We start from the raw sequence: 20090 nt of genomic DNA, 5'->3' as shown, positions 1-20090 counted from the left end.
CAACGTGAGGCCGATACCGCCCGAGGAGGATCACTCCTCGTTGTTATCGTCGTGATAACGCACCAGTCGCTTGGGCGCGACGCGGCCATCATCATCAATCTCGCCAACCCCGATGAACTCGCGCTCCGGGCCGACCGTCATGCGAACCTGACCGCTTTGCGGCGCACCGGCCACCTGCACGGCCTGGCCCTGATTCACATAGGCAGCCACAACGGCCAGCATGTTCACCTCGGGCAGGGAAGCCACGGCGGTGTCCATCGGCAGCAACAGCGGATCCAGCTGCTCACGCGGCGGGATGCTCTCGGCCTTGGCCTGCTCGAAGATGCACTCAAGCTGCTCAGGCGTCAGCATCCGATCATACGGATAGCTGGCAACTTGGGTACGACGCAGTTGGGAGACGTGAGCACCACAACCCAGCACTTCGCCCAGATCATCCACCAGAGAGCGGATGTAGGTGCCCTTGCTGCAGTGCACTTCGAGGCGCACTTCATCACCTTCAAAGCTCAGCAGTTTGAGCTCGAAGACGGTGATGGGGCGGGCTTCGCGCTCGATCTCGATACCTTCGCGGGCATATTCGTAGAGCGGACGACCGTTGTGCTTGAGCGCCGAGTACATGGACGGCACCTGCATGATCGGACCGCGGAACTGGTCCAGCGCCTCGATCAGGGTACCGACTGCCACGTTCACCGGACGGGTGGAAACCACCTCGCCATCGGAGTCGCTGGTGTTGGTGCGCTCGCCCAGCTTGGCGGTCACCTCATAGCGCTTGTCCGCTTCCAGCAGATACTGGGAGAACTTGGTGGCCTCACCGAGGCAGATCGGCAGCATACCGGTCGCCAGCGGGTCCAGGGCGCCGGTGTGACCGGCCTTGGCGGCGTTGTAGATGCGCTTGACCTTCTGCAACACATCGTTGGAGGTCAGGCCGGTCGGCTTGTCCAGCAGCAGAATGCCGTGCACATCACGGCCCTTGAAACGACGTCTTCGGGTCATCTCAGGCTTTATCCTCAGTCGTGTCATCCGGTGCGGATTCAGCTTCTTCGTCACGGCCGGATTCGGCCATGCGACGCTTGTCTTCACGCACAGTGTTGGTCACCAGGTTGGAGAGACGCATCCCCTCGACCAGGGTCTGGTCGTAGTAGAAACGCAGCTCGGGCACCACGCGCAGACGCATGGCGCTGCCCAGCAGGCTACGGATATATCCGGCTGCTTCGGTCAGACCCAGCAAGCCTTCCTTGATGCGCTCGGCATCATTTTCCAGCTGCAAGAAGGTGACGTAAATCTTGGCATAGTTGAGGTCACGGGACACTTCCACATCGGAAACGGTCACCATGCCGATACGCGGGTCTTTCACCTCGCGCTGCAGGATCAGCGCGATTTCACGCTGGATCTGCTGTCCGACCCGACGGGTCCGGCTGAATTCTCTGGCCATATTCTATCCTGCGATAAAAGGGGGCCGCGGCCCCCTATTTTGTCTGACTCTTGGCTTACAGAGTCCGTTGAATTTCAACAGTCTCGTAAACTTCGATCTGGTCGCCTTCGCGCACGTCGTTGTAGTTCTTGACCGCGATACCACACTCGTAGCCGTTGCGAACTTCGTTGACGTCATCCTTGAAGCGGCGCAGGGATTCCAGCTCGCCTTCATAGATAACCACGTTGTCACGCAGAACGCGGATACGGTTGGAACGCTTGACCACACCTTCGGTGACCATACAGCCAGCAACGGCGCCGAACTTCGGAGACTTGAAGACGCTACGCACTTCAGCCAGACCGATGATCTCCTGACGATACTCAGGAGCCAGCTTGCCGCTCATGGCCTGCTTCACTTCGTCGATCAGGTCATAGATGACGGAGTAGTAACGCATATCCAGGCTCTCGGATTCGATGACCTTGCGCGCAGAAGCGTCGGCACGGACGTTGAAACCCACCAGGATGGCGCTGGAAGCTGCTGCCAGGGTCGCGTCGGTTTCGGTGATACCACCTACGCCGGAACCCACGATCTTCACCTTCACTTCGTCGGTGGAGAGTTTGACCAGCGCATCGCAGATCGCTTCCACAGAACCCTGTACGTCGGCCTTGATCACCACGTTCACTTCGGACACTTCGCCCTCGGTCATGTTGGCGAACATGTTTTCCAGCTTGGCCTTCTGCTGGCGAGCCAGCTTGACTTCGCGGAACTTGCCCTGACGGTAGAGCGCCACTTCACGGGCTTTCTTCTCGTCACGGACAACGGTGGCTTCGTCACCGGCAGAGGGAACACCGGACAGACCGAGGATTTCCACCGGCAGGGACGGACCCGCTTCCTTGATCTCGCGACCCAGTTCGTCACGCATGGCGCGAACACGGCCGTACTCGAGACCACACAGCACGATGTCACCCTGACGCAGGGTACCTTCTTGTACCAGTACGGTAGCAACCGGACCACGACCTTTATCCAGGAAGGATTCGATCACGACGCCGTTGGCCATGCCATCGACTACCGCTTTCAGTTCCAGCACTTCAGACTGGATCAGGATGGCTTCCAGCAGATCGTCGATGCCTTCGCCAGACTTGGCGGATACGTGCACAAACTGGCAGTCTCCACCCCAATCTTCGGACATGACGTTGTAACGGGCCAGCTCGGTCTTGACGCGATCCGGATCCGCTTCCGGCTTGTCGATCTTGTTGACCGCAACAACCAGCGGCACAGCGGCTGCCTTGGCGTGCTGGATCGCTTCGATGGTTTGCGGCATGACGCCGTCATCGGCAGCAACAACCAGTACCACGATATCGGTCGCCTTGGCACCACGAGCACGCATGGAGGTAAACGCCGCGTGACCCGGAGTATCCAGGAAGGTGATCATGCCACTGTCGGTTTCGACGTGGTAAGCACCGATATGCTGGGTAATACCACCGGCTTCGCCAGCAGCAACCTTGGCTTTACGAATGTAGTCGAGCAACGAGGTCTTACCGTGGTCAACGTGACCCATGATGGTCACAACCGGTGCGCGCGGCTTGGCTTCGGAGGTCTCGTCACGATCGGACAGTACCGCCTCTTCCAGCTCGTTCTCACGACGCAGCACAACCTTGTGACCCATCTCCTCGGCGACCAGCTGAGCGGTCTCCTGGTCGATCACCTGGTTGATGGTGGCCATGGCACCCATCTTCATCATCGCCTTGATGACTTCAACGCCCTTGACGGCCATCTTGTTGGCCAGCTCGGCCACAGTGATGGTCTCGCCGATGACGACGTCGCGGTTCACCACGGCAGCCGGCTTGTTGAAGCCGTGCTTCATGGCGTTCGGCATGGCGACCTTGCCACGCTTGCCTTTACGGGCACGCGGGTTGCGAGAGTCGCGGTCATCTTCACGACGACCTGCCTTTTTCGGGGCTTTGACCGCTGCGGCAGCGGTACGACGACTGGTCTCTTCCTTCCGATCCAACTCGTCTTCTGCGGCTTGCGCATGCTTGTTGGTGGTCAGGTGGTAGTCGCTGCTCTCTTTGGCGCGAGCGGCCTCTTCTTCAGCCCAACGGGCCGAGTTCTGTTCCGCCATGAGACGAGCCTCTTCGGCTTTCTTCGCGGCGAGTTCTTCAGCTTTTTGCAAAGCTGTTTGTTCCTGTTGGCGCTTCAGTTCTTCTGCTTCGCGCTTGGCCATCTTTTCTGCCTCTTGCTGAGCTGTGCTACTGGCTGCTTTGGCGGGCTGTGGAGCCTGTCGAGCCTTTGATTGTGCCTCGATCCGCGCCTTTTCCTCAGCTTCACGACGAGCTTGCTCAGCCTCACGGCGAGCCTTCTCTTCAGCGTCGAGGCGAGCCTTATCTTCGGCCTCGCGACGAGCTTTTTCTTCTGCTTCCAAACGCGCTGTTTCCTCGGCTTCCGCCTGACGCTGTTCATCTTCCAGCGCCGAGCGTCTTACATAGGTGCGAGACTTGCGCACTTCTACCTGCACTTCCTTGTTCTTGCCGCCAGTCCCCTGAACACTGATGGTGCTCTTGGTCTTGCGCTGCAAGGTCATGCGGGCAGGAGCGGCGACCTCGTCACCTCCATGCTGTTTCTTCAGGTGTGCCAGCAGAGCCTGTTTCTCAGACTCGCTAACCATGTCGTCGGCCTTGCTCTTGCTGATACCGGCATCGACAAACTGCTGGAGAAGACGATCAACCGGTGTGTCGATGTCAGTGGCAAGTTGTTTGACTGATACTTCTGCCATTCATTTTCCTCCGTTTGATCTTACTCGGACTGCTCTTCTCCGAACCAACAGATATTGCGAGCAGCCATAATGAGCTCACCTGCCTTCTCGGCAGTCAGCCCTTCAATATCAGCAAGGTCATCGATACCTTGCTCAGCCAAATCTTCCAGGGTGCCCACGCCACGGCCCGCCAGAGCGTAAGCCAGTTCGCGGCTCAGACCGTTCAGATTGAGCAGCTCTTCGGACGGCTCGACGCCATCGAAAGACTCTTCTTTGGCCAGTGCCTTGGTAGTCAGGGCATCTTTGGCGCGCTTGCGCAGCTCTTCGACCATGTCTTCATCCAGACCGTCGATAGCCAGCAGCTCGTTGACCGGTACAAAGGCGATCTCTTCCAGGGTAGAGAAGCCCTCTTCCATCAGCAGACCGGCGAAATCGTCGTCGATGTCCAGGGTGCTGGTGAACAGGTTCATGATGCGGTCGTTTTCGGCCTGATGCTTGGCACGCATGTCCTCAACGGTCATCACGTTCAGCTCCCAACCGGTCAGCTGGGAGGCCAGACGCACGTTCTGACCATTGCGACCGATGGCTTGCGCCAGGTTGGCAGCTTCCACGGCGATATCCATGGTGTGGTTGTCTTCATCAACGATGATGGAAGCCACATCGGCAGGTGCCATGGCATTGATCACATACTGGGCCGGATTGTCATCGTACAGCACGATGTCGGCACGCTCACCGCTCAGCTCGGCGGAGACAGCTTGCACACGGGCACCACGCATACCGATACAGGCACCGATCGGGTCGATACGACGATCGTTGGTCTTCACCGCGATCTTGGCGCGGGAACCCGGATCACGGGCGGCGCCCATGATTTCGATCATCTCTTCACCGATTTCCGGTACTTCGATACGGAACAGCTCTTTCAGGAAGTCCGGGCTGGAACGGCTGACAAATAGCTGGGAACCACGGGCTTCCGGACGAACTGCGTAGAGCAGGCCACGGACACGGTCGCCCGGGCGGAAGGTTTCACGCGGCAGCATGTCATCACGGAAGATCACGGCTTCAGCATTGCTGCCCAGATCCAGGATGACGTTGTCGCGGTTGCTCTTCTTGACCACACCACTAATGATGGTGCCTTCTTTATCTTTAAACTGATCAACTACTTGTGAACGCTCGGCTTCGCGCACTTTCTGCACGATAACCTGCTTTGCGGTCTGGGTAGTGATACGGTCGAAGGTCACAGAGTCGATCTGGTCTTCAACATACTCACCGATCTGGATTTCCGGCTGATCAATCTGCGCCGCTTCCAGGGTGATTTCAGCGTAAGGGTTTTCCATCGCGGCTTGATCCGCAATGACGACCCAGCGGCGATAAGTGTCGTAGTCACCGGTCTTGCGATCGATCTCGACCCGAACTTCAATCTCGCCTTCATACTTCTTCTTGGTCGCAGTCGCCAGCGCGGTTTCCAGAGCCTGGAAAATCTTCTCGCGGGGTACCGCCTTCTCGTTGGATACTGCGTCAACGACCAGCAAAATCTCTTTATTCATATCCGATAGCCTCGTTAACCAAAGTTCGGCACTATGTTCGCTTTTTGGATATTGGTGAAAGCCAACACGTCGTCCTTACCATCTACTGTCAGGGTGATCATGTCGCCTTGCACAGCTTTGATTACGCCTTTGAACTTGCGGCGGTTATTTGTTGCCATCCGAAGCGTTACCGCCGCCTCTTGGCCAACGTATTTTTCGAAATGGGCAACCTTGAACAGCGGACGATCCATGCCGGGGGAGGACACCTCGAGGTAGTACTCCTCGGTGATGGGATCTTCGACGTCCATGATGGCGCCAACCTGATGGCTGACCTCAGCACAGTTCTCGACAGTCACACCCTGCTCGCCGTCGATATAGACACGCAAGGTGGAGTGTTTACCCGCACGGATAAACTCAATACCCCAAAGTTCAAAACCCAAGGCAACGACCGGAGCCTCGAGCAGATCGGTCAAACGTTGTTCCAACGTAGCCAAAGTCACCCTCCGAAAAACAAAAAAAGGGCATAAAGCCCAGATAGAGATCGATACAGAGTAAATTGCACATAACAAAAAGCCCCGATGTCAAATCGGGGCTTGGCGCTTTACCCTGATTGTCGCCTCGCAGCGACCGCCTTCCTGAGCGTAGGAAATGCGTGAAATTTGGTTGCGGGGGCCGGATTTGAACCGACGACCTTCGGGTTATGAGCCCGACGAGCTACCATGCTGCTCCACCCCGCGTCCGAAATCGTGCGAGATTATAGCCAGTTCAATCTATTCATACAAGAGTGACTGACTATAATACACTCGGTTACCCGAGCTCACTACTTAATTGGTGCCGTGGGCGGGACTCGAACCCGCACACCCTAGAGCACTACCCCCTCAAGATAGCGTGTCTACCAATTCCACCACCACGGCAAAACTCACTTACTGGGGAACGTCAGTATCTTTGTTTACTGGCGCTTTGGTCTGCTCAACTTGTTGGGTTTGTTGCAGATTTTCCCACTCACTACCCTGTTTTACCTTGTTGCTGGACATAGAGCCTAGCACCAGGCTGATAACAAAAAACAGAGTAGCCAAAATTGCTGTTGTTCGGGTCAGGAAACTGCCTGAACCACCGGAGCCGAATACTGTGTTCGATGCCCCTGCGCCGAAGGAGGCGCCCATATCAGCCCCTTTACCTTGCTGAATCATCACCAGACCAATCAGAGCCAGTGACACCAACAGATAAACGACTAAAAGAATCTCGTACATTTAACTTGCACCCTTTGCCGCTTCAACAATTCCTAAAAACGCATCGCTATCGAGGCTTGCTCCGCCAATCAGTCCGCCATCAATGTCGGGCTGGGCAAACAAATCTCTCGCATTGGTCGGCGTTACGCTCCCACCATAGATGATTCTAACTTTCTCACCTATTACCGGAGTATCCTCCGCCAAGCGACCACGTATAAAGGAATGAACCTCTTGTGCCTGCTCGGGTGTGGCGCATTTACCTGTACCTACAGCCCAAATCGGCTCGTAGGCGATGATAGCATTATCGAAAGCCATCGCGCCATTTTTCTCTATGACGATATCCAGTTCTTCGGCGATCACCTCGAAGGCTCTTCTCGCCTGCCTCGCCGCACCTGATTCACCTAAACAGAGGATGGGAATCAAGCCTGCCGCTCTGGCTGCCGCAAACTTCTCTGCGACGATAAAACTGGTCTCACCAAAGAGACGCCTGCGCTCGGAGTGCCCTACCAACACGTAACGACACCCTGCCTCAACCAGCATCTGACACGAGATTTCTCCTGTGTAAGCGCCAGTGTCGTGCTGACTCACATTCTGAGCCCCCAACTTTATTACTTTCTGCTCGTTGAGCAGTAAAGCGGTAAAGTCGAGATGCACATGGGAAGGACAGAGAACCACATCTACTTTTCCGTCAACGCCGTTCAGACACTGACTTGTAAACTGCTCTAACTGCGACCTACTACCGTGCAACTTCCAGTTGGCTGCTACAAACGGCTTGCGATGTCCCATCGGCAACTCCCTTGCGAAAGCGGGGCTGATAATATCCAGAGGATGCTCAGCTGACAAGTGCTATTTTTAAATTTTCGAATCGTTTGAACAAGATACAACCAGGACGGCTAAAAAGCCGCCCTGGTTGTTCATTAAAACGCCGACTCGACCTGTTTGGCGATGCGTTGAGCCATGTCACGCACCTGCTGTTCATGCTCACCTTCGACCATGACCCGGATCAGCGGTTCGGTACCGGATTTACGCAACAGCACGCGACCACGACCCGCCAGCTCCTGTTCCACCTTGGCAACCTCATCCATGACAGCATCAGCAGCCAGCGGATCCTTGCCTTCGGCAAAGCGAACATTGACCAGCACCTGCGGGAACTTGCTCATGCCGGAGCGCAGCTTGGCCAGCGGCATCTCGGCACTGCGCATGGCGGTAAGCACCTGCAAGGCGGCCACGATGCCATCACCCGTGGTGGTCTGATCCAGACAGATAATGTGGCCGGAGTTCTCGCCACCGATGCGCCAGCCCTTCTCTTCCATCATCTCCAGCACGTAGCGGTCACCCACCTTGGCACGGGCAAACGGAATACCCAGGGTCTGCAGTGCCAGCTCCAGGCCCATGTTGGCCATCAGGGTGCCGACAACACCGCCTTTGAGGCGACCATTGCGCAGGGCATCGCGCGCGATGATATAGAGCACTTCGTCACCATCGATGAGATAGCCGGTATGGTCGACCATGATCAGACGGTCACCATCACCATCAAAGGCAACCCCCAGATCGGCCTTGCACTCCAGTACCTTGGCAACCAGCGCCTCGGGCGCAGTCGAACCGACACCATCGTTGATGTTGAGGCCATCCGGGGCACAGCCCATGGTGATCACTTCGGCACCCAGCTCGCGGAAAACCGACGGTGCAATGTGATACGTGGCACCGTGGCCACAGTCGACCACCATTTTTACCCCATCCAGATTCATGTGGGAGGGGAAGGTGCTCTTGCAGAATTCGATATAGCGACCGGCAGCATCATCAATGCGCACCGCTTTGCCAAGTTCGGCAGACTCGACACACTTGAGCTCGTGATCCAGCTCGGCTTCGATAGCCAGCTCGACATCATCGGGCAGCTTGGTGCCGTCTGCGGAGAAGAACTTGATGCCGTTGTCATAGAAGGGGTTGTGGGAGGCGCTGATGACGATGCCGGCTTCGGCACGGAAGGTGCGAGTCAGATAAGCAACCGCCGGTGTTGGCATCGGCCCCATCAGAATTGCCTTGAGGCCCGCAGCGGAGAGTCCCGCTTCCAGCGCAGACTCCAGCATATAGCCAGAGATGCGGGTATCTTTACCAATCAACACCTTTTTGGTGCCCTTCTTGGAGAGCACCTTGCCGGCAGCCCAACCCAATTTCATCACGAAATCAGGAGTGATCGGGAATTCGCCAACCTTGCCGCGCACACCATCGGTACCGAAATACTTTCTTGCCATTTTCTGTTCTCTTTATTATCTGGAAATAAAATCTTGTCCCGTCATTGCCAGCCAACCGACGCGCAATGCGTCCATGGTCTCCCGTACATCGTGTACCCTGATGATGCGAGCCCCATGCTGCATGCCGATAAGGGCGCATGCCAGACTGCCCGCCAGACGCTCATCCACCGGACGGCCCAGCAGGTTGCCTATCATAGACTTTCGCGACATCCCCACCAATAGCGGCAAGCCATAATCAAGCAGTTCCTTTTGAGCCGCCAACAGCTGATAGTTGTGTGCAAGGGTCTTGCCAAAGCCATATCCCGGATCCAGCAACAGATCTTCGTGCCTGATCCCGGCGGCCAGACAAGCCGCAATGCGCTCATCAAAAAAGGCGCGCACCTCCCCGATCAGATCGTCATAGTGGGGCTCGACCTGCATGGTTCGCGGCTGCCCCTGCATATGCATCAGACAGACAGGAACAGCAGCCTCGGCCGCTGCCTGCAGTGCTCCCGGCTCTTGCAGTGCCCGCACATCGTTGATCAGATGGGCACCCGCCTGGCAACCCTCCCGCATCACCGCCGCTTTGGAAGTATCGAGGGAGATCATCACATCCAGCTCACGGACCATCTGTTCCACGACAGGAATGACCCTGTCCAGCTCCTCCTGCTCGCTCACATCGGGCGCACCAGGGCGGGTAGACTCGCCACCGATGTCGATGAGGGTTGCACCGTCAGAGACCATCTGCCGCGCATGGGCCATCGCCCGTTCAAACTGGTTGAAATTGCCACCATCGGAGAAGGAGTCGGGCGTTACATTCAGGATCCCCATCACATGGGGACGATCGAGAGAGAGGCTAAGCCCCTTGCTGGTTAACTGCATTTTCACGTCCATCTAATAAAGAAAAACCCCGGGCAAGCCCGGGGTTTGGAGAGTCACAATTATTTGGCCGGAGCGTCGTTGGCTTTGTCGATAGTGACATCCGCCACCGATGCAGCCTCATCGACCGGCTTGGCCTCGGCAGCCACAGTGGAACCGCCTTGCGGGGTATCACCGTGCTCGTCATGCCAGTTGCTCGGAGCACGAACCTCGCGGCGCGCCATCAGATCATCGATCTGCTTGGCGTCGATGGTCTCGTACTTCATCAGCGCATCTTTCATGCTGTGCAACACGTCCATGTTATCCAGCAGGATCTGCTTGGAACGGGCGTAGTTGCGGTCGATGACCTGCTTGACCTCGGCATCGATGACGCGAGCGGTATCGTCGGACATGTGCTTGGCCTTGGCCATGCTGCGACCGAGGAACACTTCACCATCTTCTTCCGCGTAGAGCATTGGGCCGAGACGCTCGGACATACCCCACTGGGTCACCATCTTGCGTGCAATTTCAGTTGCCCGCTCGATGTCGTTGGAAGCGCCAGTAGAAACCTTCTCGGCACCGTAGATCAGCTCTTCTGCCAGACGACCACCATACAGGCTGGAGATCATTGACTCCAGATGCTGTTTGGAGTGGCTCCAGCGATCCTGCTCCGGCAGATACATGGTCACACCCAGCGCACGACCGCGCGGAATGATGGAGACCTTGTACACCGGGTCATGATCCGGAACCAGACGACCAATGATGGCGTGACCGGCTTCGTGATACGCAGTCATCTCTTTCTCGGACTCTTTCATCACCATGGAGCGACGTTCCGCACCCATCATGATCTTGTCCTTGGCCTTCTCGAACTCGGCCATGGAGACCACTCGGCGGCTCTCACGGGCAGAGAAGAGGGCAGCTTCGTTGACCAGGTTGGCCAAATCCGCACCGGAGAAACCGGGTGTACCACGGGCAATCAGCGCCGGATTGACGTCATCCGCCAACGGAACTTTGCGCATATGCACTTTCAGGATCTGCTCACGACCACGGACATCCGGCAGACCGACCACCACCTGACGGTCGAAACGGCCCGGACGCAGCAATGCCGGATCCAGTACGTCAGGACGGTTGGTGGCAGCGATGACGATGATGCCTTCATTGCCTTCGAAACCATCCATCTCGACCAGCATCTGGTTAAGGGTCTGCTCACGTTCATCGTGACCACCGCCCAGACCGGCGCCACGCTGGCGACCGACCGCATCAATTTCATCGATGAAGATGATGCAGGGGGAGGATTTCTTGGCCTGTTCGAACATGTCACGCACCCGGGAGGCACCGACACCGACAAACATCTCCACGAAATCGGAACCTGAGATGGTGAAGAACGGCACCTTGGCCTCGCCCGCAATGGCCTTGGCCAGCAGGGTTTTACCGGTACCGGGAGGACCAACCAGCAGCACACCGGTCGGGATCTTGCCACCCAGTTTCTGGAATTTGCTCGGGTCGCGCAGATAGTCGACCAGCTCCTTCACCTCTTCCTTGGCTTCATCGCAACCTGCAACGTCAGCAAAGGTGGTCTTGATCTGATCTTCGCTCATCAGGCGAGCCTTGCTCTTGCCAAACGACATGGCACCTTTGCCACCGCCGCCCTGCATCTGACGCATGAAGAAGACCCAGACACCGATCAGCAACAGCATCGGGAACCAGGAGATAAAGATAGAGGTCAACAGAGACGGCTCTTCCGGCTTCTCGCCCATCACTTTGACATTGTGATTGAGCATGTCGTTGAGCAGCTGGGGATCCGGCGCAGGGATAATGGTGGTGAATCGTTCACCAGTACGCTTGACGCCATTAATGACCTTACCGTCCATCCGCACTTCACGGATCTGCTCTTGGGTCACCTCTTTAACGAAGCTGGAATAGTCCAGCTGGCGACTGGTGGTATCGCTGGGGCTGAAGCTATTGAACACCGACATCAAAACGACGGCGATGACCAGCCACAGGATTAAGTTTTTCGCCATGTCACTCAAATCAGTAACCTCGCAGACTGACAGTTAACGATGAAGGTTAGGGTACTACAGTTTAAAACCGGTAGCCACAATGTAGACTTCCCGTGATCTGGCGCGGGATGAGTCTGGTTTACGAATTTTGACGGCGGAGAAAAGTTTACGAATTTCATTGAGATAGGCATCAAAGCCCTCTCCCTGAAACACCTTCACCACGAAACTGCCGTCACTGCGCAATACCTGATTGCACATGTCCAGCGCCAGCTCGACCAGATACATGGCGCGAGCCTGATCCACCTGCTGGGTACCGCTCATGTTGGGCGCCATATCAGACATCACGACATCGACCTTGTCAGGACCCACTCGCTCCAGCAAGGCGCCAAGCACAGTTTCCTCCCGAAAGTCCCCTTGCAGGAAATCGACACCAGCAATGGGATCCATCGGCAAAATGTCACATGCGATGACGCGACCCGAATCACCAACCTGTTCAACCGCGAACTGGGACCAACCACCGGGGGCTGCCCCCAAATCCACTACGGTCATGCCATTTTTCAGCAAGCGATCCTTGCCCTGGATCTCGTCAATTTTGAAAACAGCACGAGAACGCAGGCCCATTTTCTGGGCTTTTTTGACGTATTGATCGTCGAAATGTTCTTTTAACCAGCGAGTTGAACTGGGGGAACGTTTTTTCTGGGTCATGATAATCGACTTTAAAAAACCACAAGGGTTATTAGTATTAAGGGCTAAGTGGGGGTAGAATACGCCCCTTTCAACCCTGACTTATGAAGAAATTGCGATGATTCTCAACAATAAACAGAAACAGTACCTCAAGGGCCTTGCCCATAGCCTCAAGCCGGTCGTCCTGCTGGGTCAGCATGGTCTGACCGAAGGTGTACTGGCCGAGATCGATCTGGCACTGAACCATCACGAGCTGATCAAGGTTAAGGTTGCCTCTGAAGATCGCGAAATGAAACAACTGGTTATGGATGCTATCGTCCGTGAAACCGGTTCAATCAAGGTGCAAAGCATGGGTCATGTGCTGACCATTTATCGTCAAGCCAACGAACCCAAAATCCAGCTGCCCCGCAAGTAAAAGGAAAGAGCATCGCTCTTTCCTTATTCCACTTCTTCCCGAGTCGCTTGCCAAAGTAGTCGCAAAGCCCTTAACCTGCGATGAATACTTCCGGACACGCATTGTGGTTCACCATCCCATTCTGACCGACGATGAGCTGGCCATGCTGCGGGACTTGGGGAGCAATCAGGACACCCATGTTCTGAGTGGTCACCTCGACGCCCCCATGCTTGGCTTGCTGCAAAAAGCCGAACACCTTGTACTCGAAGCCCGCTTCGCAGGCCATCAGCTGCGTTTTCCTCTGACGTTTACCCAAGGGGAAGACGGCTTTGTCGAACCTCGGCTATCTGCACCGGTCATCAGGGAGCTGGGGTTTGCGCAACCGCGCGCCTGGCGTCTCACCCAAAAAGCCAAGCTTTGCAGCGAACTGGGCCTGTTTCAGGTACTCAGCCTCTCCCTCAATGGCCTTATCGTGGAAAATTTGCCCATCGACATGGTGGCCGATACGCCCATCAACGGCGAGCTCTGCATCGAGCAAGAGGCCCCTTTTCCACTGCAGGGACGACTGGTAAGGCGAATCAAGATCAATGCAGATCATGCCACCTGGGCGCTGAGCTTTCAGATGAGCGAGAGCAACATAGAACGGCTGCGCCACTGGCTGTTCCAGCGTCATCAGGACGCCTTTACCGAGGCGTATCTGTCCTGATCAGTCGTGATACCGATAAAGACAAACAGGGGAGCGCCAGCCCCCCTGTTTCATCCTCTGTGGCATTCGCTTAGATATAAGCGACTTCCAGCACTTCGTACTCCACATCACCGCCCGGCGTCTTGACGATAGCGACATCGTCCACTTCCTTGCCAATCAGGGCACGAGCAATGGGTGAGTTGACGGAGATGAGGTTCTGTTTGATATCAGCCTCATCGTCACCCACGATGCGGTAGACCACCTCTTCCTCTGTCTCGCTCTTGAGCAGAGTAACGGTCGCGCCAAAAATCACACGGCCGTTGTTGGTCATCTTGGTGACGTCGATCACCTGGGCATTGGAGAGCTTGGCTTCAATCTCCTGGATGCGGCCCTCACAGAACCCCTGCTGCTCGCGAGCGGCATGGTATTCGGCGTTTTCCTTCAGATCGCCGTGCTCACGGGCATCGGCAATCGCTTCGATAATCTGGGGACGAAGCTCGGTCTTGAGATAATCGAGCTCTTCGCGCAGCTTCTCAGCGCCGCGAACAGTCATCGGAGTATGATTCATAGTCGAAACCTGGGTTGCTTGAAAATAGAAGCTGCGGCTATCTGCAAGGAGGCCGCAGCAATCGGTTCGGATGAGGCATCTTAATATGAAGCCAACACAAAATCCACGTCAGCCCCCTGATGCAGATCCCACTTGCGGCATCGTCATTACTCTCGCCTACTTCCCTTCCGGCACTGAAATGGGCGCCGATACGGTCGGTTTGCCCTGCATGATGGCGATCTCCACCCGCCGGTTCATCCGACGATTTTCCGGAGTGGTGTTGGGCACCAGTGGCTGGGAATCCGCCATGCCCTGCACCACCAGCCGCCCCGGATCAAAACCGGGGACCTTGATCATCTGGTGCGCCACCGCCACCGCCCGTTGCGATGACAGCTCCCAGTTGGACTGGAACAGCTCATCTTCGGTCGCCACGTTGTCGGTGTGACCGGAAATGGTGATTTCCCCCGGCACATCCTTAAGCAGGGTCGCCACCTTGCGAATGACTGGCCAGAACTGGGGCTGCAGAAACGCCGAACCGGCCGGGAACGACGCTTTTTCCCTGATCCGAATAATGATCTGCTGGCCCAGCGCCTCGATCTCGATAGCGCCATCCTGGATCTGATCTTTCATCTGCTCGGCAAGGGCTTTGGCCAGGGTATTGGACTGCTGCTGCGCCTTCTGTGCATCCTGAGCGGTATCGCCCCCCGTCTGCTTACCATCACTCTTGTCCTGACCACCGGCCTGATCCGACTCGCCGGGCAGAAATTCCAGCTCGGTCTGGGTCATATCGATGGTCTGCTGCATCACTGTATCAATGGGCGTGGGCTCAGGGCGACCGGGCCTGAACTCCTGGGCAATCACCGAGGTTCCCTTGGGAATATCTTTCACCTCGAGGATGTTCTGTACCCCGAATGCCTTGTCCATGGAACCGGCTATCTGCTTGAACTTCTGCACATCCATCTCGGCAAAAGAGAGCAGCAACACGAAGAAGCACATGAGCAGCGACATCAGGTCAGCAAAGGTGCCCATATAACCGGGCAGCCCTGGTGGCGGGCACTTGCAATCAGACATAGCGCCCCCTATTCGGTGCCGGTATTACGTTTGGACTGGTTCAGATAGTTCTGCAGCATGGACTGGATCACCCGCGGATTCTGACCATCCTGAATCCCCATAATCGCATCGAGGATCAGGGTACGACTAAGTTTCTCCTCCCCGCTGCGCAGCTCCAGCTTGTCGGCGATGGGAATCGCTATCATGTTGGCCTCAATCGCACCGTAGAGGGTGGTGAGCAAGGCCACCGCCATCGCCGGACCGATCGACTTGGGGTCACTCATGTTGGCCAACATGGCCACCAAGCCCACCAGCGTACCTATCATCCCCATGGCCGGGCCCAGATCCCCAAGGGTACGGAAAACCTTGATGGCAATGACATGACGCTCGGCAGTCAGGTCAATATCCTTTTCCATCACGGCACGCACCACATCGGCATCGTGACCATCCACCAGCATGTCGATCCCTTTTTTCATAAATGGATTGGGGATCTCTGCAGCCTCCAGTGCCAGAAAGCCCCCTTTGCGAGCCGCGTCAGCCAGTTCAACTGCTTTGGTGATCAGGTCTTCAAGTTTGTCGCCCTTGTACATAAAGGCTTTACCCGCCACCTTGAATGCCATCAGGAACTGGCCAATGTTGAACTTCATCATGGCGATGAAGATGGAACCCAATATGGTGATGTAGACCGATGGCATATCCACGTACATGCTCATGGGCCCACCCAGCAGCATGCCGTACACCACCACCCCGAAACCCAGCACTATCCCTATAAGACTGCCTAGATCCACGTCCCTACTCCTGTCACCGGTTCTTATGTCTATTTATAGTTTGTTGAATTTTCTGCTATTGCGACCCATGCGGCAAGCATGCATCTACTGAGAATGATGGCTCATTATCGGCCAGTTTAGCGAGAGTTTGAGGGGGCAGTGCTTTTCTGCCTCCCCCCTGTGGACGGTCGATGTTAATATAAGCCGTTTTTTTCAATCCCCGAGGATGGACATGGCCAGTAAAAAAATCGACCGCCTGAGTTTTGATGCCACTCTGGAAGAGCTGGAAACCATCGTTCATCAGCTGGAACAAGGTTCCCTACCCCTGGAAGAGGCGCTCAAGCAGTTCGAGCAAGGCGTTCATCTGGTACGGGCCGGTCAGCAGAAGCTGGAACTGGCCGAACAGAAGATCCAGATCCTGCTCAGTCAAGCCGATGGCAGTGACCAGCTCGCCCCCTTCCAGCCAGAACAAGGAGAGGAGTGAGTGGCGCTGGACCATTTTTCCCGTCTGCATCGTCAGCGTATTGACGACTGTCTGTCAGCACAACTTGAATCCTTGCCCGCCATGGCGCCGCGCCTGCGCGATGCCATGAGTTATGGCCTGCTGCTGGGCGGCAAGCGGGTGCGCCCGTTTCTGGTCTACGCGGTCGGCGAAATGCTGGGCGTCAAGAGCGAACTGCTGGATGGCCCTGCGGCTGCCGTGGAGTGCATCCACGCCTACTCCCTGCTGCACGATGACCTGCCCGCCATGGATAACGACGACCTGCGTCGCGGCCAGCCGACCGTCCACAAGGCGTTCGATGAAGGCACAGCCATTTTGGCGGGTGATGCCCTGCAGACGCTGGCGTTCTCCATTCTGGCAGACCATCCGATGCCCGCTACGCTACTGGGCAACCGGGTGCGGATGCTGAGTACCCTCGCCCGCGCCTCCGGCTATCTTGGTATGTGTGGCGGTCAGGCGCTGGATCTGCAGGCCGAAGGGCGCCAGATCTCGCTCGCCGAGCTGGAGCAGGTACACCGCCACAAGACCGGTGCGCTGATTGAATGCGCCGTGGCGCTCGGCGCCCTGTGCAAAGCCGATGTCGATGACGCCACGCTGGCTGCCCTGCAAACCTATGCCGCCGCGATTGGCCTCGCCTTTCAGGTGCAGGATGACATCCTCGACATCACAGGTGATACCGCCACCCTGGGCAAGCCGCAAGGTTCTGACCTGGCGCTGGAGAAAAGTACCTATCCGGCCCTGCTCGGACTCGAAAATGCCCGTGAGCTGGCTCGCGAACTGCATGGGAAAGCCTTAACAGCCCTGCAATCCTTGCCCTACAATACCGACATTCTGGAAGCGTTTGCCGATTACATCATCGAGCGAACCCACTAAACGCTGGATAACAGTAACAATATGAGCGTTGATATTAGCAATTTCCCCAACCTGGCCCTCGCGGACACTCCGGTCGAGCTGCGTTCCTTGCCCAAAGATCGGCTGCCGGTGCTGTGCAACGAGCTGCGCGAATATCTGCTGCGCTCTGTCAGCCGCTCCAGCGGACACTTTGCCTCCGGTCTCGGCACGGTCGAACTGACCGTGGCCCTGCACTACGTCTACAACACCCCGTTCGATCGGTTGATCTGGGACGTGGGCCATCAGGCATATCCCCACAAGATCCTGACCGGGCGCCGTGACCAGATCCACACCATCCGTCAGAAAGGCGGTCTGCACCCCTTCCCCTGGCGTGGCGAGAGCGAGTATGACGTGCTCTCCGTCGGCCACTCCAGCACTTCCATCGGTGCGGCGCTCGGCATGGCGGTTGCCGCCGAGAGCGAAGGGCTGGGTCGCAAGGTGGTGGCGGTGATCGGTGACGGTGCCATTACCGCAGGGATGGCCTTTGAAGCGCTCAACCACGCTGGCGATGTGCACAAGGACATGCTGGTGATCCTCAACGACAACGAGATGTCCATCTCCGAGAATGTCGGCGCGCTCAACAACCATCTGGCCCGGGTCATGTCCGGCAAGCTCTACACCACCATCCGCGAAGGCGGCAAGAAGGTGCTGGCGGGTCTGCCTCCGGTCAAGGAGCTGGCCAAGCGGGCCGAAGAGCACCTCAAGGGGATGGTGGTGCCCGGCACCCTGTTCGAGGAGTTCGGCTTCAACTATATCGGCCCCATCGACGGTCACGATATTGAGGCACTGGTCGAGACCCTGCGCAACATGCGCAACCTCAAGGGCCCGCAGCTGCTGCACGTCAAGACCAAGAAGGGCAAGGGTTACGAGCCGGCGGAGAAAGATCCCATCGGTTATCACGCCGTGCCCAAGTTCAATCCGGACGAGTGCTCCCTGCCCAAGGCGAGTGGTGCCAAACCGACCTTCTCCGCCATCTTTGGCCAGTGGCTGTGCGACATGGCCGCCAAAGACGAGAAGCTGGTCGGTATCACCCCCGCCATGCGCGAAGGTTCCGGGCTGGTGAAATTCAGCCAGCAATATCCGGATCGCTACTTCGATGTGGCGATTGCCGAGCAACATGCGGTCACGTTCGCCGCCGGTCTCGCCATCGCCGACAAGAAGCCGGTGGTCGCCATCTATTCAAGCTTCCTGCAGCGCGCCTACGATCAGGTGATCCACGACGTGGCACTGCAAGATCTGCCGGTGCTGTTCGCCATCGACCGGGCCGGTCTGGTGGGTGCCGACGGCCCGACCCATCAGGGGGCGTTCGACATCAGCTTCCTGCGCACCGTGCCCAACATGGTGGTGATGACGCCCTCCGACGAGAACGAATGCCGCCAGATGCTCTATACCGGCTATCTTCATCAGGGCCCTGCCGCCGTGCGCTACCCGCGCGGCAGCAGCCTGAGCGATGCGCCCATCTCGTCAGAGATGCAGGCGCTGGCGCTTGGCAAGGGACGAATCCTGCGGGAGGGCAAAGACACCGCCATTCTGGCCTTTGGTACCCTGCTGCACCACGCGAAAGCGGCCGCAGAGGCACTGGATGCCACTCTGGTGGACATGCGCTTCGTCAAACCGATGGATGAGGCACTGGTGCTGTCACTGGCGGCCAGCCACGATCACTTCGTCACTATCGAAGACAACGCCATCATGGGCGGCGCCGGTTCGGCAGTGAACGAGCTGCTGATGCGCAGCAAACAGTGCAAGCCGGTGCTCAACCTCGGCCTGCCGGATCGCTTCGTGGAACAGGGTACCCAGCAGGAGATCTATGCCCTGCTCGGTCTGGACGATGCTGGCATCCAGCGCAGCATCGAAACCTGGCTGCAAGCCTGATAAATACCTTTATTGCTAATGTGTAATGCCCGTCGAGTCACTATGACGGGCATTTCTACATAGGCCCCCATCCTCAAAGCTCAGCTCTTCACGGAAGTGCGTCCTAAATAACAGATCCCAATAGCGCTACACCTTCGCTGTGCATAGCCATTCCTCGGGAAAGGAGACACTGTATCCATGAAGTGTTTCACTCGGGCCAGCAGGCTGGCCATTCCTCTACATTGATGATTGCGCGTGATGGTTTTGGCTCGTCGGTAGTGGTGACGCAGCTTTTCCAGCATGGCGATTCAATGTAGTGGTCTAATCATCCCGGACACCATTTTAGGTGGTAGAGTCGCCACCATGACCTGAGGTGTTCAATGACAAGATTACGTCGCTCATTTACTGCCGAATTCAAACTCGAAGCCGCATCCCTGGTGCTCGACTAGGGATATTCTGTCCCCGAAGCCAGCCGTTCACTGGATGTCGGTGAAACCATACTTCGCCGCTGGGTTCAGCAACTGCAATCCGAACGAACCGGCACCACGCCTATCAGCAAAGCGCTGACCCCGGAGCAGCAGAAAATCCAGGAGCTGGAAGCCCGCATCCATCGGCTCGAGCGCGAAAAGGACATTCTAAAAAAGGCTACGGCTCTCTTGATGACGGACGAGTTCACACGTACGCGCTGATAGACCAATTAAGAGAGCAAGCCCCCATT

19 protein-coding genes, 2 tRNA genes and 2 pseudogenes are annotated in these 20090 nt (G+C 56.8%); 6 read left to right on the top strand and 17 right to left on the bottom strand.

The genetic code is table 11. The annotated features are described in order from the left end of the window. Nucleotides 1-30: 30 nt before the first annotated feature. The 13 genes from truB to rlmE form a co-directional block, all read right to left on the bottom strand. On the bottom strand, nucleotides 31-990 hold the full coding sequence (truB, locus tag OKC40_RS11530) for a tRNA pseudouridine(55) synthase TruB (RefSeq protein WP_270795293.1): 960 nt from the start codon (nucleotides 988-990) through the stop codon (nucleotides 31-33). A 1-nt stretch (nucleotide 991) separates the two neighbouring features. Continuing rightward, nucleotides 992-1429 (bottom strand): 30S ribosome-binding factor RbfA, encoded by a 438-nt coding sequence (rbfA, locus tag OKC40_RS11525; RefSeq protein WP_042060105.1) that lies wholly within the window; start codon nucleotides 1427-1429, stop codon nucleotides 992-994. A 55-nt stretch (nucleotides 1430-1484) separates the two neighbouring features. Beyond that, on the bottom strand, nucleotides 1485-4181 hold the full coding sequence (gene infB, locus OKC40_RS11520; protein WP_270795291.1) for a translation initiation factor IF-2: 2697 nt from the start codon (nucleotides 4179-4181) through the stop codon (nucleotides 1485-1487). Between the two features lie 20 nt (nucleotides 4182-4201). Further along, entirely contained in the window at nucleotides 4202-5704 is a 1503-nt protein-coding gene (nusA, locus tag OKC40_RS11515; protein ID WP_005338808.1) for a transcription termination factor NusA, read from the bottom strand. A gap of 14 nt (nucleotides 5705-5718) precedes the next feature. Next, nucleotides 5719-6177 carry a ribosome maturation factor RimP gene (rimP, locus tag OKC40_RS11510; RefSeq protein WP_042060102.1) on the bottom strand — a complete coding sequence of 153 codons (459 nt, stop codon included), beginning with the start codon at nucleotides 6175-6177 and terminating at the stop codon, nucleotides 5719-5721. Between the two features lie 166 nt (nucleotides 6178-6343). Further along, nucleotides 6344-6420 (bottom strand) — tRNA-Met (locus OKC40_RS11505). 92 nt (nucleotides 6421-6512) lie between these two features. After that, nucleotides 6513-6597: transfer RNA gene (locus OKC40_RS11500), tRNA-Leu, on the bottom strand. Between the two features lie 9 nt (nucleotides 6598-6606). Next, entirely contained in the window at nucleotides 6607-6933 is a 327-nt protein-coding gene (gene secG / locus OKC40_RS11495) for a preprotein translocase subunit SecG (protein WP_042060101.1), read from the bottom strand. Continuing rightward, nucleotides 6934-7698 (bottom strand): triose-phosphate isomerase, encoded by a 765-nt coding sequence (tpiA, locus tag OKC40_RS11490; RefSeq protein WP_182938975.1) that lies wholly within the window; start codon nucleotides 7696-7698, stop codon nucleotides 6934-6936. It lies immediately after the preceding gene. Between the two features lie 131 nt (nucleotides 7699-7829). Beyond that, a complete protein-coding gene (gene glmM / locus OKC40_RS11485; protein WP_058052388.1) occupies nucleotides 7830-9164 on the bottom strand; it encodes a phosphoglucosamine mutase in 1335 nt (444 codons plus the stop codon). Nucleotides 9165-9179: 15 nt separating this feature from the next. Continuing rightward, nucleotides 9180-10025, bottom strand: a complete 846-nt coding sequence (gene folP, locus OKC40_RS11480; RefSeq protein WP_234605673.1) for a dihydropteroate synthase — start codon at nucleotides 10023-10025, stop codon at nucleotides 9180-9182. Nucleotides 10026-10084: 59 nt separating this feature from the next. Continuing rightward, complete coding sequence (gene ftsH / locus OKC40_RS11475; RefSeq protein ID WP_182938972.1) at nucleotides 10085-12031, bottom strand: ATP-dependent zinc metalloprotease FtsH; 1947 nt, start codon at nucleotides 12029-12031, stop codon at nucleotides 10085-10087. 45 nt (nucleotides 12032-12076) lie between these two features. Next, the gene (rlmE, locus tag OKC40_RS11470; RefSeq protein ID WP_033137773.1) at nucleotides 12077-12706 is read right to left on the bottom strand and encodes a 23S rRNA (uridine(2552)-2'-O)-methyltransferase RlmE; all 630 of its coding nucleotides are present in this window, start codon (nucleotides 12704-12706) and stop codon (nucleotides 12077-12079) included. A gap of 97 nt (nucleotides 12707-12803) precedes the next feature. On the opposite strand from rlmE, the gene yhbY reads away from it, so the two are divergent. After that, the gene (gene yhbY, locus OKC40_RS11465) at nucleotides 12804-13100 is read left to right on the top strand and encodes a ribosome assembly RNA-binding protein YhbY (protein WP_005338829.1); all 297 of its coding nucleotides are present in this window, start codon (nucleotides 12804-12806) and stop codon (nucleotides 13098-13100) included. A 103-nt stretch (nucleotides 13101-13203) separates the two neighbouring features. Continuing rightward, the gene (locus OKC40_RS11460; RefSeq protein WP_234605674.1) at nucleotides 13204-13785 is read left to right on the top strand and encodes a PilZ domain-containing protein; all 582 of its coding nucleotides are present in this window, start codon (nucleotides 13204-13206) and stop codon (nucleotides 13783-13785) included. Between the two features lie 70 nt (nucleotides 13786-13855). Here OKC40_RS11460 and greA read toward each other — a convergent pair whose 3' ends face one another. The 3 genes from greA to pomA form a co-directional block, all read right to left on the bottom strand. Then, entirely contained in the window at nucleotides 13856-14332 is a 477-nt protein-coding gene (gene greA, locus OKC40_RS11455; protein WP_005338833.1) for a transcription elongation factor GreA, read from the bottom strand. 156 nt (nucleotides 14333-14488) lie between these two features. Next, nucleotides 14489-15382 carry a flagellar motor protein MotB gene (locus OKC40_RS11450; protein WP_075114045.1) on the bottom strand — a complete coding sequence of 298 codons (894 nt, stop codon included), beginning with the start codon at nucleotides 15380-15382 and terminating at the stop codon, nucleotides 14489-14491. Nucleotides 15383-15390: 8 nt separating this feature from the next. Further along, nucleotides 15391-16149, bottom strand: coding sequence for a flagellar motor protein PomA (pomA, locus tag OKC40_RS11445; protein WP_042060088.1), 759 nt, complete (start codon nucleotides 16147-16149; stop codon nucleotides 15391-15393). A gap of 211 nt (nucleotides 16150-16360) precedes the next feature. Here pomA and xseB point away from each other — a divergent pair, with 211 nt between their 5' ends. Genes xseB through dxs form a run of 3 tightly spaced genes read left to right on the top strand, consistent with a single transcriptional unit; the run spans nucleotide 16361 to nucleotide 19393 of the window. Then, nucleotides 16361-16612, top strand: coding sequence for an exodeoxyribonuclease VII small subunit (xseB, locus tag OKC40_RS11440; protein ID WP_005338838.1), 252 nt, complete (start codon nucleotides 16361-16363; stop codon nucleotides 16610-16612). Then, the gene (gene ispA, locus OKC40_RS11435) at nucleotides 16613-17503 is read left to right on the top strand and encodes a (2E,6E)-farnesyl diphosphate synthase (protein ID WP_182938970.1); all 891 of its coding nucleotides are present in this window, start codon (nucleotides 16613-16615) and stop codon (nucleotides 17501-17503) included. It abuts the gene before it with no gap. Nucleotides 17504-17524: 21 nt separating this feature from the next. After that, on the top strand, nucleotides 17525-19393 hold the full coding sequence (dxs, locus tag OKC40_RS11430) for a 1-deoxy-D-xylulose-5-phosphate synthase (protein WP_234605675.1): 1869 nt from the start codon (nucleotides 17525-17527) through the stop codon (nucleotides 19391-19393). Between the two features lie 80 nt (nucleotides 19394-19473). On the opposite strand, the pseudogene OKC40_RS11425 reads toward dxs, so the two are convergent. Next, nucleotides 19474-19680: pseudogene (locus tag OKC40_RS11425) on the bottom strand (hypothetical protein); the annotation flags it as partial. Between the two features lie 72 nt (nucleotides 19681-19752). Here OKC40_RS11425 and OKC40_RS11420 point away from each other — a divergent pair. After that, nucleotides 19753-20090 (top strand): annotated as a pseudogene (locus tag OKC40_RS11420) (transposase); the annotation flags it as partial.

The organism is Aeromonas sp. QDB11, from assembly GCF_027705265.1.
Taxonomy (GTDB): domain Bacteria; phylum Pseudomonadota; class Gammaproteobacteria; order Enterobacterales; family Aeromonadaceae; genus Aeromonas; species Aeromonas allosaccharophila.
The sequence above is the reverse complement of the archived record's forward strand: the minus strand, read 5'-3'. Positions and strand labels throughout refer to the sequence as shown.